Source organism: Rahnella sp. PD12R, from assembly GCF_019200965.1.
Lineage (GTDB): Bacteria > Pseudomonadota > Gammaproteobacteria > Enterobacterales > Enterobacteriaceae > Rahnella > Rahnella laticis.
Genome location: NZ_JAHTMS010000005.1, coordinates 22,296 through 41,291 on the forward strand (window position 1 = coordinate 22,296; position 18,996 = coordinate 41,291).

The 18,996-nt window shown below is 52.8% G+C and carries 17 protein-coding genes; 13 read left to right on the forward strand and 4 right to left on the reverse strand.

Features of this window, described 5'->3' with window-relative positions; genetic code table 11:
* The first annotated feature begins 6 nt into the window (after positions 1 to 6).
* The 10 genes from atpD (at position 7) to phoU (ending at position 11,371) form a co-directional block, all read left to right on the forward strand.
* Complete coding sequence (gene atpD, locus KWG64_RS11235; RefSeq protein WP_101077832.1) at positions 7 to 1,389, forward strand: F0F1 ATP synthase subunit beta; 1,383 nt, start codon at positions 7 to 9, stop codon at positions 1,387 to 1,389.
* 27 nt (positions 1,390 to 1,416) lie between these two features.
* Positions 1,417 to 1,839 (forward strand): F0F1 ATP synthase subunit epsilon, encoded by a 423-nt coding sequence (locus KWG64_RS11240; protein WP_101077831.1) that lies wholly within the window; start codon positions 1,417 to 1,419, stop codon positions 1,837 to 1,839.
* Positions 1,840 to 2,111: 272 nt separating this feature from the next.
* Positions 2,112 to 3,482, forward strand: coding sequence for a bifunctional UDP-N-acetylglucosamine diphosphorylase/glucosamine-1-phosphate N-acetyltransferase GlmU (glmU, locus tag KWG64_RS11245; protein WP_218521926.1), 1,371 nt, complete (start codon positions 2,112 to 2,114; stop codon positions 3,480 to 3,482).
* Between the two features lie 225 nt (positions 3,483 to 3,707).
* Entirely contained in the window at positions 3,708 to 5,537 is a 1,830-nt protein-coding gene (gene glmS, locus KWG64_RS11250; protein ID WP_195814979.1) for a glutamine--fructose-6-phosphate transaminase (isomerizing), read from the forward strand.
* A 154-nt stretch (positions 5,538 to 5,691) separates the two neighbouring features.
* Positions 5,692 to 6,564, forward strand: a complete 873-nt coding sequence (rluF, locus tag KWG64_RS11255; RefSeq protein ID WP_152323760.1) for a 23S rRNA pseudouridine(2604) synthase RluF — start codon at positions 5,692 to 5,694, stop codon at positions 6,562 to 6,564.
* A 216-nt stretch (positions 6,565 to 6,780) separates the two neighbouring features.
* Positions 6,781 to 7,821, forward strand: coding sequence for a phosphate ABC transporter substrate-binding protein PstS (gene pstS, locus KWG64_RS11260; protein WP_152323759.1), 1,041 nt, complete (start codon positions 6,781 to 6,783; stop codon positions 7,819 to 7,821).
* A 94-nt stretch (positions 7,822 to 7,915) separates the two neighbouring features.
* A complete protein-coding gene (pstC, locus tag KWG64_RS11265) occupies positions 7,916 to 8,872 on the forward strand; it encodes a phosphate ABC transporter permease PstC (RefSeq protein ID WP_152323758.1) in 957 nt (318 codons plus the stop codon).
* 1 nt (position 8,873) lies between these two features.
* Positions 8,874 to 9,761, forward strand: coding sequence for a phosphate ABC transporter permease PstA (gene pstA, locus KWG64_RS11270; RefSeq protein WP_195814978.1), 888 nt, complete (start codon positions 8,874 to 8,876; stop codon positions 9,759 to 9,761).
* 100 nt (positions 9,762 to 9,861) lie between these two features.
* On the forward strand, positions 9,862 to 10,629 hold the full coding sequence (pstB, locus tag KWG64_RS11275) for a phosphate ABC transporter ATP-binding protein PstB (protein WP_013577692.1): 768 nt from the start codon (positions 9,862 to 9,864) through the stop codon (positions 10,627 to 10,629).
* Between the two features lie 10 nt (positions 10,630 to 10,639).
* Complete coding sequence (phoU, locus tag KWG64_RS11280) at positions 10,640 to 11,371, forward strand: phosphate signaling complex protein PhoU (RefSeq protein WP_218521927.1); 732 nt, start codon at positions 10,640 to 10,642, stop codon at positions 11,369 to 11,371.
* A gap of 80 nt (positions 11,372 to 11,451) precedes the next feature.
* On the opposite strand, the gene KWG64_RS11285 is transcribed toward phoU, so the two are convergent.
* Positions 11,452 to 12,144, reverse strand: coding sequence for a TetR family transcriptional regulator (locus KWG64_RS11285; RefSeq protein ID WP_195814977.1), 693 nt, complete (start codon positions 12,142 to 12,144; stop codon positions 11,452 to 11,454).
* Positions 12,145 to 12,254: 110 nt separating this feature from the next.
* Here KWG64_RS11285 and KWG64_RS11290 point away from each other — a divergent pair, with 110 nt between their 5' ends.
* The gene (locus KWG64_RS11290; protein ID WP_195825562.1) at positions 12,255 to 13,085 is read left to right on the forward strand and encodes a sugar phosphate isomerase/epimerase; all 831 of its coding nucleotides are present in this window, start codon (positions 12,255 to 12,257) and stop codon (positions 13,083 to 13,085) included.
* Here the strand turns inward: KWG64_RS11290 and yieH are convergent.
* Positions 13,075 to 13,740 carry a 6-phosphogluconate phosphatase gene (gene yieH, locus KWG64_RS11295; RefSeq protein ID WP_218521928.1) on the reverse strand — a complete coding sequence of 222 codons (666 nt, stop codon included), beginning with the start codon at positions 13,738 to 13,740 and terminating at the stop codon, positions 13,075 to 13,077. The genes KWG64_RS11290 and yieH overlap by 11 nt on opposite strands.
* 152 nt (positions 13,741 to 13,892) lie before the next feature.
* Here yieH and KWG64_RS11300 point away from each other — a divergent pair, with 152 nt between their 5' ends.
* The gene (locus tag KWG64_RS11300) at positions 13,893 to 15,230 is read left to right on the forward strand and encodes an NCS2 family permease (protein WP_104923876.1); all 1,338 of its coding nucleotides are present in this window, start codon (positions 13,893 to 13,895) and stop codon (positions 15,228 to 15,230) included.
* Positions 15,231 to 15,321: 91 nt separating this feature from the next.
* On the opposite strand, the gene KWG64_RS11305 is transcribed toward KWG64_RS11300, so the two are convergent.
* On the reverse strand, positions 15,322 to 15,891 hold the full coding sequence (locus KWG64_RS11305; RefSeq protein WP_218521929.1) for an NADPH-dependent FMN reductase: 570 nt from the start codon (positions 15,889 to 15,891) through the stop codon (positions 15,322 to 15,324).
* A 93-nt stretch (positions 15,892 to 15,984) separates the two neighbouring features.
* The gene (locus KWG64_RS11310; protein WP_218521930.1) at positions 15,985 to 16,710 is read right to left on the reverse strand and encodes a hypothetical protein; all 726 of its coding nucleotides are present in this window, start codon (positions 16,708 to 16,710) and stop codon (positions 15,985 to 15,987) included.
* A gap of 324 nt (positions 16,711 to 17,034) precedes the next feature.
* Between KWG64_RS11310 and KWG64_RS11315 the strand changes: the two genes are divergently transcribed.
* Complete coding sequence (locus KWG64_RS11315) at positions 17,035 to 18,930, forward strand: methyl-accepting chemotaxis protein (RefSeq protein WP_218521931.1); 1,896 nt, start codon at positions 17,035 to 17,037, stop codon at positions 18,928 to 18,930.
* Positions 18,931 to 18,996: the final 66 nt, after the last annotated feature.

Here is an 18,996-nt window from a genome sequence, read left to right on the forward strand (position 1 = left end):
TTCAAGATGGCTACTGGAAAGATTATCCAGGTAATCGGCGCCGTGGTGGACGTCGAGTTCCCTCAGGATGCGGTACCGAACGTGTACCATGCTCTTGAGGTAGAAAACGGTACCTCCAAGCTGGTGCTGGAAGTTCAGCAACAGTTAGGCGGCGGCGTTGTTCGTTGTATCGCAATGGGTACATCAGATGGCTTGCGTCGCGGTCTGAAAGTGAACAACCTGGAACACCCAATTGAAGTTCCGGTGGGTGTTGCAACACTGGGTCGTATCATGAACGTATTGGGTGAACCAATCGACATGAAAGGTGAAATCGGCGAAGAAGAACGTCGTGCAATTCACCGTGCTGCGCCTTCTTATGAAGAGCTGGCAAACTCCCAGGAATTGCTGGAAACCGGTATCAAAGTTATGGACCTGATGTGCCCGTTCGCTAAGGGCGGTAAAGTCGGTCTGTTCGGTGGTGCGGGTGTAGGTAAAACTGTAAACATGATGGAGCTGATCCGTAACATCGCGATCGAGCACTCCGGTTATTCTGTGTTTGCAGGTGTGGGTGAACGTACTCGTGAGGGTAACGACTTCTACCACGAAATGACCGAATCCAACGTTATCGACAAAGTTTCCCTGGTCTATGGTCAGATGAATGAGCCACCAGGTAACCGTCTGCGCGTTGCACTGACCGGCCTGACCATGGCGGAGAAATTCCGTGATGAAGGTCGTGACGTACTGCTGTTTGTTGACAACATTTACCGTTACACCCTGGCCGGTACCGAAGTGTCTGCACTTCTGGGCCGTATGCCATCAGCGGTAGGTTATCAGCCAACGCTGGCGGAAGAGATGGGCGCTCTGCAAGAACGTATCACCTCTACTAAAAGTGGTTCTATCACCTCCGTACAGGCCGTTTACGTCCCTGCGGATGACTTGACTGACCCATCTCCAGCCACCACCTTTGCTCACTTAGATGCAACCGTGGTACTGAGCCGTCAGATCGCGTCTCTGGGTATCTACCCGGCGGTTGACCCACTGGATTCCACCAGCCGTCAGCTGGATCCACTGGTTGTTGGTCAGGAACACTATGATGTGGCTCGTGGCGTGCAGTCTATTCTGCAACGTTACAAGGAACTGAAAGATATCATCGCGATCCTGGGTATGGATGAGTTGTCAGAAGATGACAAACTGGCCGTATCCCGTGCGCGTAAGATCGAACGCTTCCTGTCCCAGCCATTCTTCGTGGCCGAAGTCTTCACCGGTTCTCCGGGCAAGTTCGTATCGCTGAAAGATACCATTCGTGGTTTCAAAGGCATTATGGACGGCGACTACGATCACCTGCCAGAGCAAGCGTTCTACATGGTCGGCACCATTGAAGAAGCAGTGGAAAAAGCCAAGAAACTGTAACGCTAGTTTGTTGTGAGAGAGGATGACATGGCTGAAAAAGCTTACCATCTGGATGTTGTCAGTGCGGAAAAACGTATGTTTGCCGGCATGGTACAGAAAATCCAGGTGACGGGTAGCGAAGGCGAACTGGGTATTTTCCCGGGGCATGCTCCGCTGCTCACCGCCATCAAGCCTGGCATGGTGCGCATTGTTAAAGAACACGGTGAAGAAGAGTATATCTATCTTTCCGGTGGCATCCTTGAGGTGCAGCCGAATGCAACGACCGTGTTGGCTGATACTGCAATCCGTGGGCAAGACCTCGACGAAGCGCGCGCGCTTGAAGCTAAGCGCAAAGCGGAAGAACACATTAGTGGTTCTCACGGCGACGTTGATTACGCTCAGGCGTCAGCGGAACTGGCTAAGGCGATCGCGAAACTTCGCGTTATCGAACTGACCAGAAAAGCGATGTAACAACATCATTGAGAAAAGCGACCTTCGGGTCGCTTTTTTTTTACCTTTAAAAAAGGGTGTTTTTCAGCATTTTCCCCAAGGCTAATTTTGGCTTTTGGTGGAATACTTGCGTGATTAATGGACGTATTACCCTCAGTTTTTTTGTTATAGTCTATATCGTGTTCAACCCTTGCGGGCTGTGGCTTACAGGCGGTTTTTGACGCGAAATATGTAGTAATTCGTTCATATAACGGGTTACTTTTGTCACTCAAATTGGATTTGTCAGGTCATCTATGTCAAACAGCGCACTGAGTGTGGTGATCCTTGCCGCGGGCAAGGGAACACGCATGTATTCCAACCTCCCTAAAGTTCTTCATACATTGGCGGGCAAGCCAATGGTTCAACACGTCATTGATGCGGCCACGCAAGTGGGTGCCAGAAACGTGCATCTGGTCTATGGCCACGGTGGCGATCTACTGAAGAAAACGCTGGCTGGCAGTGAACTGAACTGGGTATTACAGGCTGAACAGCTGGGTACCGGACATGCAATGCAACAGGCTGCGCCTTTCTTTGCGGATGACGAAGATGTCCTAATGCTTTACGGCGATGTTCCGCTGATTTCGGTCGAAACGCTGGATAAGTTGCTGAAAGCTAAGCCTGAAGGTGGTATCGGTTTGCTGACCGTCGTGCTGGATAATCCAACCGGCTATGGCCGCATTGTGCGTGAAAATGGCATTGTGACCGGCATCATTGAGCAGAAAGATGCGAATGCTGAGCAGCTTAAAATCCAGGAAATTAACACCGGTATTCTGGTGGCCAACGGCGCATCGTTCAAACGCTGGCTCGGTCAGCTGAACAACAATAATGCGCAGGGCGAGTATTACATTACCGACATCATCGCGATGGCACATGCGGAAGGCAATCTGATCGCCACCGTTCATCCGGCGCGCGACAGCGAAGTTGATGGCGTGAATAACCGCCTGCAACTTTCCCGCCTTGAGCGCGTATATCAGACCGAACAGGCCGAACGCCTGCTTCTGGAAGGCGTAATGCTGATGGATCCGGCGCGCTTTGATCTCCGTGGCGAGTTGTCTCATGGGATTGATGTGGTAATCGACACCAACGTCATTATCGAAGGCCACATTAAACTGGGCGATCGCGTGAAAATCGGTGCGGGTTGCGTGCTGAAGAATTGCGTGATCGGCGATGACTGCGAAATCAGCCCTTACAGCGTATTCGAAGATGCGGTGCTGGAAAGCGGTTGTACCGTCGGACCTTTCGCCCGTCTGCGTCCGGGTGCCGAACTGGCTGAAGGCGCTCATGTGGGTAACTTCGTCGAAATCAAAAAAGCGCGCCTGGGGAAAGGTTCGAAAGCAGGACATCTATCCTATCTTGGCGACGCTGAAATTGGCGACAACGTGAATATCGGCGCGGGGACGATTACCTGCAACTATGACGGCGTGAACAAAAGCAAAACGATTATCGGCAATGACGTCTTTGTCGGATCGGATACCCAACTGATTGCGCCGGTCACCGTGGGCAATAACGTCACCATCGCTGCCGGAACAACCGTCACGCGCGATGTGCCGGATAACGGTTTGCTGCTGAGCCGCGTTCCGCAGGTACATAAGCCGGGCTGGCAAAAACCTGTGAAGAAAAAATAAGCTACCCTGAAACGTAGTGCGTCAGGCGCAGAAATTTGCGCCTGATTTCTTTCTGTCGCTTTGTATTTTGGTCTGCATTTTTATCCGAATGCAGACCAAAACATAATAATCCCCAACTTCTACAAGGCTCGGGGAACCGTACGTACACCGGAAAACGGGGCGTGTGGATAAATCAGGTCAGGCATCAAAAAAGGTCCCGAAAGACCTTCAATAGGAATAAAACTGATGTGTGGAATTGTAGGCGCAGTAGCGCAACGCGATATTGCTGAGATTCTGTTGGAAGGTTTACGCCGTCTGGAATACCGCGGTTATGACTCAGCGGGTCTGGCCGTGATTGATGCAGACGGAAAAATGGGGCGCCTGCGTCGTCTGGGCAAAGTCCAGATGCTGGCTGACGCTCTTGATCAACATCCTTTGCACGGCGGTACCGGTATTGCACATACCCGCTGGGCAACGCACGGTGAACCTTCTGAAGCGAACGCACACCCGCATGTCTCTGATTACATTGCGGTAGTGCACAACGGAATTATCGAAAACCACGAACCTTTGCGTGAATTACTGATTGAACGCGGTTACCGTTTTGATTCCGAAACGGATACCGAAGTGATCGCGCATCTGGTGCATTGGGAACAACTTCAGGGCGGCACGTTGCTGGAAGTCGTTCAGCGTGTGATCCCTCAGCTGCGCGGCGCTTATGGCACCGTGGTAATGGACCGACGTGATCCGTCCGTTCTGGTCGCAGCCCGTTCCGGCAGTCCGCTGGTAATTGGTCGTGGCGTGGGTGAAAACTTCATTGCCTCCGATCAGCTGGCGCTGTTGCCTGTCACCCGTCGCTTCATGTTCCTGGAAGAAGGCGATGTGGCCGAGGTTAAACGCCGTTCGGTCAGCGTGTATGACAAAAACGGTCATGCCGTTGAGCGCGCAGAAATTGAGTCCAAAGTGCAGTACGACGCCGGTGACAAAGGCGAATACCGTCACTACATGCAAAAAGAGATTTACGAACAACCGCTGGCGATCAAAAACACGCTGGAAGGTCGTTTCAGCCACGGTGAAGTGAATCTGAGCGAGCTGGGCGAAAAGGCGGATGAGATCCTGTCCCGCGTTCAGCATGTTCAGATCATTGCCTGCGGCACGTCATACAACTCCGGTATGGTGGCGCGTTACTGGTTCGAATCACTGGCCGGTATGCCTTGTGATGTCGAGATTGCGTCGGAATTCCGTTATCGCAAATCTGCCGTTCGTCCTGGCAGCCTGATCATCACCCTGTCTCAGTCCGGTGAAACCGCCGATACGCTGGCTGCGCTGCGCCTGTCCAAAGAGTTGGGTTATCTCGGTTCTCTGGCTGTGTGTAACGTTGCCGGTTCTTCGCTGGTGCGTGAATCCGATCTGGCGCTGATGACCAAAGCGGGCACGGAAATCGGCGTGGCGTCGACGAAAGCGTTTACCACGCAGCTGACCGTTCTGCTGATGCTGGTGGCGCGCATGGGTCGTCTGAAAGGCATGGCACCGCAGGTTGAACATGACATTGTTCACGCGTTACAGGCGCTGCCTGCGCGTATCGAACAGATGCTGTCGCTGGATAAAACCATCGAATCGCTGGCGGAAGGCTTCTCTGATAAACATCATGCGCTGTTCCTCGGACGTGGCGATCAATACCCGATCGCGATGGAAGGTGCGCTTAAGCTGAAAGAGATTTCCTACATTCATGCTGAAGCCTATGCGGCAGGTGAGCTGAAACACGGCCCGCTGGCGCTGATTGACGCGGATATGCCGGTGATCGTCGTTGCACCTAACAACGAACTGCTGGAAAAGCTGAAGTCGAATATCGAAGAAGTGCGCGCCCGCGGCGGCCTGCTGTATGTCTTCGCCGATCAGGATGCCGGTTTCACTGACAGCGACGGTATGAAGATCATTCAGTTACCGCACGTTGAAGAAATCGTCGCACCGATTTTCTACACGGTTCCGTTGCAGCTGCTGTCTTACTACGTCGCGCTGATAAAAGGTACTGACGTAGACCAGCCACGTAATCTGGCCAAATCGGTCACAGTAGAATAAGCCTCGCTGGCTTTGAAACTGCCTGCTAAGCGCACATCCCGGGCGCTTTTTTATTTCTAAAAGGCTAAGGCGTGGTCACGATTCTCCTCTCTCAGGCTTCGTTAGCCGCCACGGATAAGGTATAGTCCGCCTTTTTACGAAGGTGATTTGCTGAATGCTGTCCAACCCCTCCATTCGTCTCAACAAATACATTAGCGAGAGCGGGATCTGCTCACGCCGTGATGCCGATCGTTACATTGAACAGGGAAACGTTTTTATCAATGGCAGACGCGCCTCCGTGGGCGCACAAGTATTTGCCGGTGATGTGGTGAAAGTTAACGGCCAGCTGATTGAACCACGTGATGAAGAAGATTTAGTACTTATCGCGCTCAATAAGCCCGTGGGGATCATCACCACGATGGAAGACGGTGAGCGGGACAACATCAGTGACTTCGTTAACCACAGCAAACGCGTTTTCCCTATCGGGCGTCTGGATAAAGATTCTCAGGGCCTGATTTTACTGACCAACCACGGTGATCTGGTCAATAAAATCCTGCGTGCGGGCAACGACCACGAAAAAGAATATGTCGTAACGGTCAACAAACCGGTGACGGATGAGTTTATTACCGGCCTGGGCGCGGGTGTGCCGATGCTGGGAACGGTGACCAAAAAATGCAAAGTGAAGAAAGAAGCGCCCTTTGTATTTCGCATCACGCTGGTTCAGGGGCTTAACCGCCAGATCCGCCGTATGTGTAAGCATTTTGGCTTTGAAGTCACCAAGCTTGAGCGTGTGCGGATCATGAACATCAACCTGAAAGGCCTTCCTTTGGGGGAATGGCGTGATTTGACGGACGATGAGCTGGTCGAATTATTCAGGCTGACTGAAAACTCAACTTCGGAAGAAAAGCCGGCCAAAAAAACGCAGTCTAAACCTGCACAGGCCAAAAAACCGGTTGTCACAAAACCGAAAAATACCGAGAAACCCGACGGAAATTCAGCTTCCCGTAAACGTTTTGCTCAGCCAGGACGTAAAAAGAAAGGGCGTTAAGTCCGCATCCCTTTCCGCTGCCACCGGCCTTCGGGCCGGTTTTTATTTGATCAGTCCGCTTCAGTTTGCCCATCTCGCCTAAATTGTGATCGGTGTCATAAAACTGTCACATAACGTACATTTTACTGTCACCAAACTGTCCTATTTTCCTCCTGTGCCAAACACTTTATAAATCTCGACCTGGGTCGAACAAAAAAAAACCACTAGGAGTGGAACATGAAATTGATGCGTAACACCGTCGCCGGTATTGTAGCAGCGACTTTCTCCCTCACAGCAATGTCTGCTTTCGCTGCTAGTAATCTGACTGGCGCTGGCGGCACCTTCCCTGCACCTGTCTACGCTAAGTGGGCGGATGCATACCAGAAAGCAACCGGCACTCAGGTTAACTATCAGGGCATCGGTTCTTCTGGCGGCGTGAAACAAATCATCGCCAAGACCGTTGATTTCGGCGCATCCGATGCTCCGATGAAAGAAGAAGATCTGAACAAAAACGGCCTGTTCCAGTTCCCTACCGTGATCGGTGGCGTGGTACTGGCTGTGAATATCCCGGGTATCAAATCAGGTCAGCTGACGCTGGACGGCGCAACGCTGGGTGATATCTACCTGGGCAAAATCAAAAAGTGGAACGACGCAGCGATCACTAAGCTGAACCCGGGCGTGAAACTGCCAGATACTAATATCGCCGTTGTTCGTCGCGCTGACGGTTCCGGTACTTCTTTCGTGTTCACCAGCTATCTGGCAAAAGTGAACAACGAGTGGAAAGAGAAAATCGGTTCAGGCTCAACAGTTAACTGGCCTACCGGTCTGGGCGGCAAAGGTAACGATGGCGTGGCCGCATTTGTACAGCGTCTGCCGGGCTCAATCGGTTACGTAGAATATGCTTACGCTAAACAAAACAACCTGGCTTACACCAAACTGGTTGATGCGGATGGCAAGGCGATCAGCCCGACAGAAGAATCCTTCAGTGCAGCAGCTAAAGGCGCTGACTGGAGCAAAACCTTCGCTCAGGACCTGACTTTCCAGAAAGGCGACAACGCGTGGCCAATCAGCTCCACCACCTTCATCCTGATTTACAAAGATCAGCAGGATGCGACCAAAGGTGCTGAAGTTCTGAAGTTCTTCGACTGGGCTTACAAAAACGGCAATAAACTGACGACTGACCTGGATTATGCAACGCTTCCACCTTCAGTGGTTGAGCAGGTTCGTGCAGCCTGGAAAGCAAATATCAAAGATAGCAGCGGCAAAGCACTTTACTAGGATCTGACGTCTCGTCTGATATAGAGTACAAGTCTTCTGCTTCATTCCCTCTCCGGCCGGGGAGGGAATTAAATCTTAATTAAAAGAGAGTGGTATGGCTGAATACAAGCCGGCTATCAAAGCACCAAGCAAAAACGGTGACATCCTTTTCGGCGCGCTGGTCAAACTGGCTGCGCTGATCGTGTTATTAATGCTGGGCGGAATCATCGTCTCGCTGTTTATTGCTTCGCTGCCTAGCATTGAAAAATTCGGATTATCCTTCCTGTGGACGAAAACATGGGATGCCCCGAATCAGCAGTTCGGCGCACTGGTGCCTATTTACGGTACTGTCGTGACCTCGATTATCGCCTTACTGATTGCCGTTCCCGTCAGTTTTGGTATCGCATTATTCCTCACCGAGCTGGCACCTAACTGGATGAAACGTCCGCTGGGTATTGCCATCGAACTGCTGGCGGCGATCCCCAGTATTGTTTACGGCATGTGGGGTTTATTCGTTTTCGCTCCGCTGTTTGCGCAGTATTTCCAGACACCGGTCGGTGATGTGCTTTCCGGGATTCCGATTGTTGGCGCGCTTTTCGCCGGCCCGGGATTTGGTATTGGTATTTTGGCGGCAGGCGTCATTCTGGCCATCATGATTATTCCGTACATTGCCTCCGTCATGCGTGACGTGTTCGAGCAAACGCCGGTCATGATGAAAGAATCGGCCTACGGAATTGGTTGTACGACCTGGGAAGTGATCTGGCGCATCGTGCTGCCGTTCACCAAAAATGGTGTCATCGGCGGTGTCATGCTCGGTCTTGGCCGTGCGCTCGGCGAAACCATGGCGGTGACCTTCATTATCGGTAACACCTACCAGCTCGACAGCATTTCGCTTTATGCGCCCGGCAACAGTATTACCTCGGCGCTGGCGAACGAATTCGCCGAAGCTGAAGCGGGTCTGCACACGTCCGCGCTGATGGAACTGGGCCTTATCCTGTTTGTTATCACCTTTATTGTTCTGGCGCTGTCGAAAGTCATGATTCTGCGTCTGGCTAAGAAAGAGGGCCGTTAAGATGACGACACTCGAAATGCAAAGTAACGCAGCCTTACTGGAATCGCGTCGCAAACGTCAGGCATGGCGCCGTCAGAAGAACCGTCTGGCGCTGATGATTTCCATGCTGACCATGCTTTTTGGCCTGTTCTGGCTGGTCTGGATCCTGTTCACGACCGTCGTGAAAGGCGTAGACGGCATGTCCCTGGCGCTGTTTACCCAAAACACACCGCCGCCAAATACGGCAGGCGGTGGTCTGGCGAACGCCATTGCGGGTAGCGGGCTGCTGATTTTATGGGCGACGGTTATCGGTACGCCGCTGGGCGTGATGGCGGGGATTTATCTGGCAGAATATGGCCGTAAATCCTGGCTGGCGGAATTCATTCGCTTCATCAACGACATTCTGCTTTCTGCTCCTTCCATTGTGGTTGGCCTGTTCGTTTACACCATCATGGTGGCGAAAATGGGGCACTTCTCTGGCTGGGCGGGCGTACTGGCGCTGGCGTTGCTGCAAATCCCGATTGTTATCCGTACCACGGAAAACATGCTGAAACTGGTGCCGGACAGCCTGCGTGAAGCGGCTTATGCGCTGGGGACGCCGAAATGGAAAATGATTTCTGCGATCACCCTGAAAGCCTCTGTTTCCGGCATTATCACCGGTATTTTGCTGGCTATCGCCCGCATCGCCGGCGAAACCGCACCGCTGCTGTTTACGTCGCTCTCCAACCAGTTCTGGAGCACCGACATGATGCAGCCGATCGCCAACCTGCCGGTGACCATCTTCAAGTTTGCGATGAGCCCGTTTGGCGAATGGCAACAACTGGCCTGGGCAGGCGTGCTGCTGATTACAGTGTGTGTGCTGTTGCTGAACATTCTGGCGCGTGTGATCTTCGCCGCGAAGAAGCAGTAAGTTAATTCATTACTGATGGCAGAGCTTTTCACTCTGCCGTCACTGTTTACCCGGCGTCGCACAGCGGCGCGCGCAAAAGAGAGATGTCTTAATGAGTCGAATGACTGACGCATCCAACAGCAAGATTCAGGTTCGCGATCTGAATTTTTATTACGGTAAGTTCCACGCGCTGAAAAATATTTCCCTGGATATCGCTAAGAACGAAGTCACGGCATTCATCGGCCCGTCAGGTTGTGGTAAATCCACGCTGCTGCGTACGTTTAACAAAATGTACCAGCTTTACCCTGAGCAGCATGCAGAAGGCGAAATTCTGCTCGATGGCGAAAATATTCTGGTCGATAAACAGGATATCGCGCTGCTGCGTGCCAAAGTCGGCATGGTCTTCCAGAAACCGACGCCATTCCCGATGTCGATTTACGACAACATCGCGTTTGGTGTCCGTCTGTTTGAAAAACTTTCCCGTACGGACATGGATGAGCGCGTGCAATGGGCGCTGACCAAAGCCGCTTTGTGGAATGAATCCAAAGACAAGCTGCACCAGAGCGGTTACAGCTTGTCCGGCGGCCAGCAACAGCGTCTGTGCATTGCGCGCGGCATTGCTATCCGTCCTGATGTTCTCCTGCTTGATGAACCGTGTTCGGCGCTGGACCCCATTTCAACCGGCCGTATCGAAGAGCTGATCACCGAGCTAAAATCTGATTACACCGTGGTGATCGTGACCCACAACATGCAGCAGGCTGCGCGTTGTTCAGACCGCACTGCGTTTATGTATTTGGGTGAGCTGATCGAATACAGTGACACTGACTCGCTGTTTACTTCGCCAGCGCGCAAACAGACTGAAGATTACATTACTGGCCGCTACGGTTGAGGTAAGAACGATGGACAACCTGAACTTAAATAAACACATTTCCGGCCAGTTTAATGCCGAGCTCGAGCACATCCGTACGCAGGTTCTGGCGATGGGCGGGCTGGTTGAACAGCAACTGACTGATGCGATCACCGCGATGCACAATCAGGATGCCGAACTGGCGCAGCGCGTCATCAAGGGTGATGACAAAGTTAACCTGATGGAAGTGGCGATTGACGAAGCGTGCGTGCGCATTATTGCCAAGCGCCAGCCGACCGCCAGCGATCTGCGTTTGGTGATGGCGATTATCAAAACCATTTCTGAGCTGGAACGTATCGGCGATGTGGCGGATAAAATCTGCCGTACCGCGCTGGAGAAATTCTCGCATCTGCATCAGCCGCTGCTGGTCAGCCTGGAATCTCTGGGCCGCCACACGGTAGAAATGCTGCACGACGTGCTCGACGCGTTCGCGCGTATGGATCTTGACGAAGCGGTGCGTATTTACCGTGAAGATAAGAAAGTGGATCAGGAATACGAAGGCATTGTGCGCCAGCTCATGACCTACATGATGGAAGATCCGCGTACCATTCCAAGCGTCCTGACCGCGTTGTTCTGCGCCCGCTCTATTGAGCGTATCGGCGACCGTTGCCAGAATATTTGTGAATTCATCTTCTACTTCGTGAAAGGGCAGGATTTCCGTCACGTTGGCGGCGATGCGCTGGACAAATTGCTGACAGACGGCAAAGACGTGGCGAAAGACTGATCGGTCACTGATACTCGTCATACAAAATTTTCGCCATAAAAAAGGCCTCTTACGAGGCCTTTTTGCTGTCCGCTGACGCGTTATTTCATCACATACCGCAGTGCCACCACCACCGCCAGCTGGCGATAATGCGCGACCTGCAAATCCACTTCATCAGGGTTTTCGAACAGCGCACCGAACGTGTACTGGTTCGCGACCTGATGCACACACAGGCTGCTGATCAGCCGGTGAACGTCGCGCGCCTGGGAATCTTCCTTAAATAAATGGCTCTGTTTTCCGCGTTCGAGAATATCTTCCAGCAGCGTTAACGCCGTTTTGTTGATTTCGCGGATGCTGGTGGACTGACGGATAAACCGGCCGCGCAGCATGTTTTCTGTCGACACAATGCGGATGAATTCCGGGTGAGAAACGTGAAAATCGAAGCTGGCTTCCACCAGTTTGACGATCGCCTCCGCCGGGGGAAATGACGACAAATCCAGATCCAGCTCGTGCTGGCGGATGCCGCGGTAAACGTGCTCGAGCACCAGCATGTACAGGGCTTCTTTGGTCTTATAGTGATAGACCACCATACGTTTTGTGGTGCTGGCGTTTGAGGCGATATTTTCCATACGCGCGCCCATCAGGCCGGATTCAGCGAATTCAGCCAGAGCACTGTCGAAAATGCGCTGTTTCAGTCCTATCGGATCATTTTTACGTCCCGGCGCCGGGGAACTTTGGCTGCTCAGCGTCATATCCTCATTAATAACCTCAATCTCGCCACAGAGATTAACCATTGATTCGATCAGTTACAATCTGTGCGTTCATACAAGCCGCCAACACTTGACGAATGCGGCATGAAGGTCCACTACTGTAAGTCTCGAAGCCTGACAAAAAGGACGCTATTTTGCCTGCTACCACCCGGTTACGTTCTATTGCGACAGTTTCAGTACCAGGAACTCTGCCCGAAAAACTCACCGCCATCGCGGCTGCGGGGTTTGATGGTGTGGAGATTTTTGAAGATGATTTACTCAAAAGCCCGGTTAAACCCATCGCCATCCGGAATCTGGCGGATTCACTCGGATTACGGATTTTCCTGCTACAGCCTTTCCGCGACTTTGAAGGCGTTCAGCCGGAAAAGCGTAATGAGAAGTTAGCCAGCGCGCGCCGGCAGTTTGATCTGATGAATGAACTGGGCTGCGACCGCTTGCTGGTCTGCAGTAATACCGACCCCGAAAGTTCGGCGGAGCGCGATGTCCAGATTGCCGATCTCGCTGCTCTGGCCGAAATGGCGCAGCCTCATGATATCCATATTGGCTTTGAGGCGCTGGCGTGGGGGAAACACATCAACCGTTACCGGCAGGCATGGGATCGCGTGCGTGAAGTGAACCATCCGGCGCTGGGGATTGTGCTCGACAGCTTCCATATTCTCGCCGCGGGCGACAACCTCGACCGTCTGGACGAAGTGCCGCTGGAGAAAATCAGTTTCCTGCAACTGGCTGATGCGCCGTTCAAAGACATGAACGTGCAGCAGTGGAGCCGCAGTTACCGGTGTTATCCCGGCCAGGGCGACTTGCCGCTGGTGGATTTCGTCAGCACGCTGAACCGGAAAGGTTTTACCGGGCCGTGGTCGCTGGAAATCTTCAACGATAAAACCCTGCCGCTCGCAGAGGGCCTGAGTTCCCTGACGGAACTGGAGCGGCGCATGCGGGCTTACGACCAAACCCTTAACGCGTAATCTGATAACCCTTTTTACGCCAGATCGCCGGCAACTCGCGCATGTCGTGGAAAGTAGTCACCAGCGGATTGTCCAGCGGCGGGTTGTGCGGATCCGCGCAGTAATAAAATACCGGGATCCCGGCGGCGATCCCGGCCTGTGCGCCCGCCAGGGAATCCTCAACCAGAATGCAGGCTTCCACCGGCGCTTCCATCACTTCGGCGGCTTTGTATAACACCGCCGGATCGGGTTTCCAGCGCTGCAAATCGTAGCCACTGAACAGCTTATCGCCCATAAAATGCAGCAATCCGGTCAGGCCGAGCGAGTGCTGCATTTTGGTGACCGGGCCGTTGGAGACAACGCACATTGGCACGGTGATTTGTTCGAGCAATTCGCGCGCACCGTCGATCGGCTGGAGTTTACTGTCAAAGAGGCGGGCAACGTGCTGACGGAAAACGACTTCCATCTCCTCTTTCGGCACATCAATGCCGTGTTCTTTATTGATGATGGCGACGATTTCGTAAAGCTTTACGCCTTTGTATTTTTTATACATTTCGTCAAAAGAAACCGTCACACCAAAATGTGCAAACATCTCGACATAGGCTTCACAGCACAGCAATTCGCTGTCGACCAGCGTTCCGTCGCAATCAAAAAAGACACATTGGATCCCCGTCATACTTCCTCCCTTTGAGTGTTTCATCTATTCGCATGGTTTATGGCACTCTACCCGAACGATAGATTTAATCCCACACATCCAGTGCTGGCGCTTTACGGCTAAAATCCTTAGGATACCCCCCGATTGTTTTTCCCCCATTTTGGAACTCACTAATGAGCACACCACACAGCAATGCTACCGGCGGAAAAGGTCTGGCTGAACGTCTGTTTAAACTGACGCAGCACGGCACCACGGTACGCACCGAAACTATCGCAGGCTTAACCACCTTCCTGACCATGGTCTACATCGTTTTCGTGAACCCGCAGATTCTGGGTGTCGCGGGCATGGATAAACAGGCCGTCTTTGTGACCACCTGTCTGATTGCCGCGTTTGGCAGCATTCTGATGGGCGTGATTGCCAACCTGCCGGTTGCACTGGCGCCAGCGATGGGTCTGAACGCCTTCTTCGCCTTTGTGGTGGTGGGTGCGATGGGCGTTTCCTGGCAGATCGGGATGGGCGCTATTTTCTGGGGCGCTGTTGGCCTGCTGCTGCTGACCATTTTCCGTATCCGCTACTGGATGATCGCGAACATTCCGGTCAGCCTGCGCGTGGGGATTACCGCCGGTATCGGGCTGTTCATCGGCATGATGGGGCTGAAAAACGCCGGTATTATTGTCGCGAATCCGGACACCATCGTCACCATCGGCAATCTGACATCCCACAACGTGCTGTTGGGCGTGCTGGGCTTCTTCATCATTGCGGTGCTGGCGTCACGTAACTTCCACGCTTCCGTCCTGGTGTCGATCGTAGTGACCACGGGCATTGGTCTGGCGATCGGTGACGTGCATTACAACGGTTTCTGGTCGATGCCGCCGAGCATCACCACCGTCGTCGGTCAGGTTGACCTGAAAGGCGCGCTGAATATCGGTCTGGCAGGCGTGATTTTCTCCTTCATGCTGGTCAACCTGTTTGACTCCTCCGGTACGCTGATTGGCGTGACGGACAAAGCCGGTCTGGCGGATGAAAAGGGTAAATTCCCGCAGATGAAACAGGCGCTGTACGTCGACAGTATTTCCTCTGTGGCGGGGGCTTTTATCGGGACATCTTCCGTTGGCGCATATATCGAAAGTACGTCCGGCGTGTCTGTGGGTGGCCGCACCGGCCTGACCGCTGTCGTGACCGGTTTGCTGTTCCTGCTGGTGATCTTCATTTCTCCGCTGGCGGGCATGGTGCCGGAATACGCGGCAGCCGGTGCGCTGATTTATGTGGGCGTTCTGATGACCTCCAGCCTGGCGCGCGTTTCGTGGGATGACCTGACAGAAGCGGTTCCTGCTTTTGTGACGGCAGTAATGATGCCATTCAGCTTCTCCATCACCGAAGGCATTGCGCTGGGCTTCATCTCTTATGTCGTGATGAAACTGGGCACAGGCCGCTGGAGAGAAATCAGCCCGTGCGTCGTTGTCGTCGCCCTGTTGTTCGTGCTGAAAATCGCGTTTGTTGACGGGCATTAATCCGTACGCGATTTAGCCTCTGTGAACGATAAAAAAACAGCCCGCCACTTTGCTGAAAGTGGCGGGCTGTTTGTATTTCAGTGGCGGAAAATTATTTGCTGACGCGGTGCGTATAGTCGGCAAATGCGGTCAGCTGGCCTCTGAGGAAATCCAGCGTCCCCTGATCGATAACTTCACCGGTTTGGGCATCGACTTTGTTCTGAATGACACCACCCATAAACTCAGGCTTATTCATCACCATCGCATCGAGGAAGACCAGGATCTGGCGCAGATGATACTGGCAGCGTGCGCCGCCGACCGGCCCCATTGAACTGGTCTGAATCAGCACCGGTTTGCCCGCCAGTGGCTGGTCAGGCAAACGTGAAATCCAGTCGATGGCGTTCTTCAGGCCACCGGGAACGGAATAGTTATATTCCGGCGTCACGATGATCACACCGTCCGCCTGGCGGATTTGCTCCGCAATCGCGTCTAAATCGGCCGGAAAACCCTCTTCCTGCTGAATATCGGCATCGTACAACGGCAGAGTACCGATAGACGGTAACGCTTCAATGGTGACGCCCTCAGGCGCGACTTTCGGCAGCGTGCGCGCGAGCATGCCGTTGTAAGACGCTTTACGAAGACTACCTAACAGTGTGACAAACTTCAGAGGCTTAACTGACATGATTAACTCCTGTTATGGATGACTCTCTGATTCTTACCTTAAACGAAAAACGGCACGTCGATATACAAGGTTTTTGAAAACATGAGTGAAGTTTTATTTGGCAGGCGGCAGGCTGGTGAACTTCATGTAATGCGGTAAATCAGATTGCTGGTCTGCAGACAGCGTTTGTGTGCGGGTAAAGCCATTTTCCGGTTCGTAGCGCCAGCACTGTAACCGGATAATCGACGGTGACTGCGCGCACGCCCAGGTAATCGACCCTTCAATATCGCTCATCACCTGCGCCTCCGGCGTAACCGTTGATCGCAGGCGCCCGGAAGCCGGATTCAGGCTGAGTGTCAGCTGGCTTTGGTCGTTCAGGCCGGACATCTTCAGCATACTTTGACGTATGCACCAAAGCTGCAGGGAGGATTCTATCGGGTCGGACTGCATGGCAATCCAGGTTTTTTCGACGGCGGAAAGTTGCAGCTGGTGCTGCGGATTAACCAGTGCGCTGCGCGCGTGAATGATTTCGAGATCGAGACCGACTTTTCCTTCGCTGCTGATCAGCACACCGACGGTGCTGCCTGCATAGGCCAGGCTGAAATCGGGAAGATCGGAGGATTCAAAACTCGGGCGACCGCTCGGCAGGGTGATGACGTGAGGAAGTTCCGCGATACCGTAAAGATAGAAAATCATTTCGGCCAGTAAAACACGACCGTTTAAAAATCGTTTTCGTTGTTTTTCGGAAAGATGTTTTGCGGATACAACAATTTCTCTGGGCAACCGATGTGTATCGGGTTCAGCTTCCGTCACAGCCCATCTTGCAAAGTGGCACGCCATTGTTCACTCCATGATTAATGGTTCGACCGTATTTTCTCTGTATTCGTGAAGAATAACATTAAGAGAAATCATTAAAAACCGCTTAAACCCCGCGTCCGCGCACACTTTTTTTACTTTTCAGAAAGTTTTTCATAACGATAAAGCGAAAAGAATCACAGTATTAACCGCATATTGAGAAAGAATCTCATCGGGACGATGTTCTGGATTTTCACTCATATGATCTGGGTGCCAGATATATCTACTATAGCCTCATAAAGAAACCTCAGAAAATGCCGTTATAAGTTAAGCAGCGATCTCGCTGCTTTGCCTGTGAGTTACCCTAAAATGTTAAAAACAACGCAATCCCGCTTTATCGCATTGATCAGCTTGTTTTTTATTGTGCTGGTCATCGTCACGCTCATTGTGATCCAGGTCTTTGTTGCCCCTCAGCTGAAACAAACAGAAAGCACTCTGGTTGCGAATCAGGTTGATGATATCGCCGTCGTTATCAACGACCGGCTGAACAAAGTGGAATCTCAGGTGCGTACCATCACTCAAACCGTCGCACAAATGGACAGCGACAGCATTGACCGGCTGCTGCCCGCGCTGGTGGATCAATACGGCGATTCCGCCGTATTTGGGGGCGGGATCTGGCCTTTGCCGAATCAGCGTGATCCGGCAAAAATCAAATTCAGCACCTTCTTCGCGCGAAATAACAATAATCAGCTGACGGTAAACACTTTCTGGAACAGCGCCGAATCGCCGAATTACTTCGAGCAATCCTGGTATCTCGCCGCTTCAAAAGGCGAAAAGGGCCAGTGTGTCTGGGCGCCTGCCTACTTTGATGACGCCAGCACGCAGCCGCGTACCAACTGCGCGATGCCGATTTATAAAGGCGATAAACTTTGGGGCGTGGCTACCATTGACGTCACGCTGGGTTTCTTTAACCAGCTGGTGACCGAAATGGAGAAGAAAGTCCATGGCGCTATTTATATCGTAGAGAAAGACGGCACCATCGTGGGTACCAGCCATTCCGGCGATGAAAAGTTGCCGAAGCTGGCTTCTCTGGGCGAACAATCTCCGCTGGCGATGCAGATCCGCAAAAGCCTCGACCAGATTGACGGGCAGGCGAATCTGGTTGCCGACTACGACAACAACGGTACGTCTCACACGATGTTCATGAGCAACATTCAGGGGCCTTGGTATATCGCCACCGATATGCCAACCAGCCAGTTGCTGACGCGGACGCATGGCATCCTGCAAAGTCTGGGTCTGGTGCAAATTCCGATGGTGATTTTGCTGCTGGTTGTGCTGATCCTGGCAATCAAAATCTTTATGCGCCAGCTGGACGCGCTGCATAAAAATATCAGCCAGCTTTCCGCCGGTGGGGCCGATCTGACCCGTCGCTTGCCGGAAAGCCGCAGTCCGGAATTCAACCGCGTAAATCAGAGCTTTAACCAGTTCCTTTCATTCCTGCAATCAATCCTCCGTCAGGTCGGCGACAGCAGTCTGGCGATCACCTCGGCATCGCGTGAAATCGCCAGCGGTAACATGGATCTCTCCGGGCGTACCGAAGAACAGGCGAGTTCGATTGTTGAAACGGCGGCGTCCATGGAACAGCTGACCAGCACCGTGAAACAGAACGCCGCCAACGCCGAAGGCGCTAACCAGCTGGCGCGCGATGCGTCTGCGGTGGCGCAGAAAGGGTCGGAAGTGGTGAAACAGGTGGTCGATACCATGGGTTCGATCACCCGTTCCTCGCACAAAATTGTCGATATCATCAGCGTGATCGACGGTATTGCCTTCCAGACCAACATTCTGGCACTGAATGCCGCCGTAGAAGCGGCCCGTGCGGGCGAACAGGGGCGCGGATTTGCCGTCGTGGCTTCGGAAGTGCGCAGCCTGGCGCAACGTTCTGCTACGTCTGCCCGCGAAATCAAAAAACTGATTGAAGATTCCGTCGCGGATATCACCACCGGCAGCCAGCTGGTGGCAACCGCAGGAACGACGATGGATGAAGTCATGGGCGGCGTGAATAACGTGGCGACGCTGATGAACGAAATCATGTCTTCCAGTCAGGAACAAAGCCTCGGTATCGAGCAGGTGAACGTTGCAATCACCCAGCTGGATAACGCCACCCAGCAGAATGCGGCGCTGGTGGAACAGGTTTCTGCGGCCGCTCAGGCCATGCAGGATCAGACCGTTCAGCTGGAAACTGTGGTGGCGGGCTTTAAACTCTGATTGTTTTTTCACTGTAAATCGAACGGTAAGTGAGCGATCACTTACCGTTTTTTTATGGAAGGCATA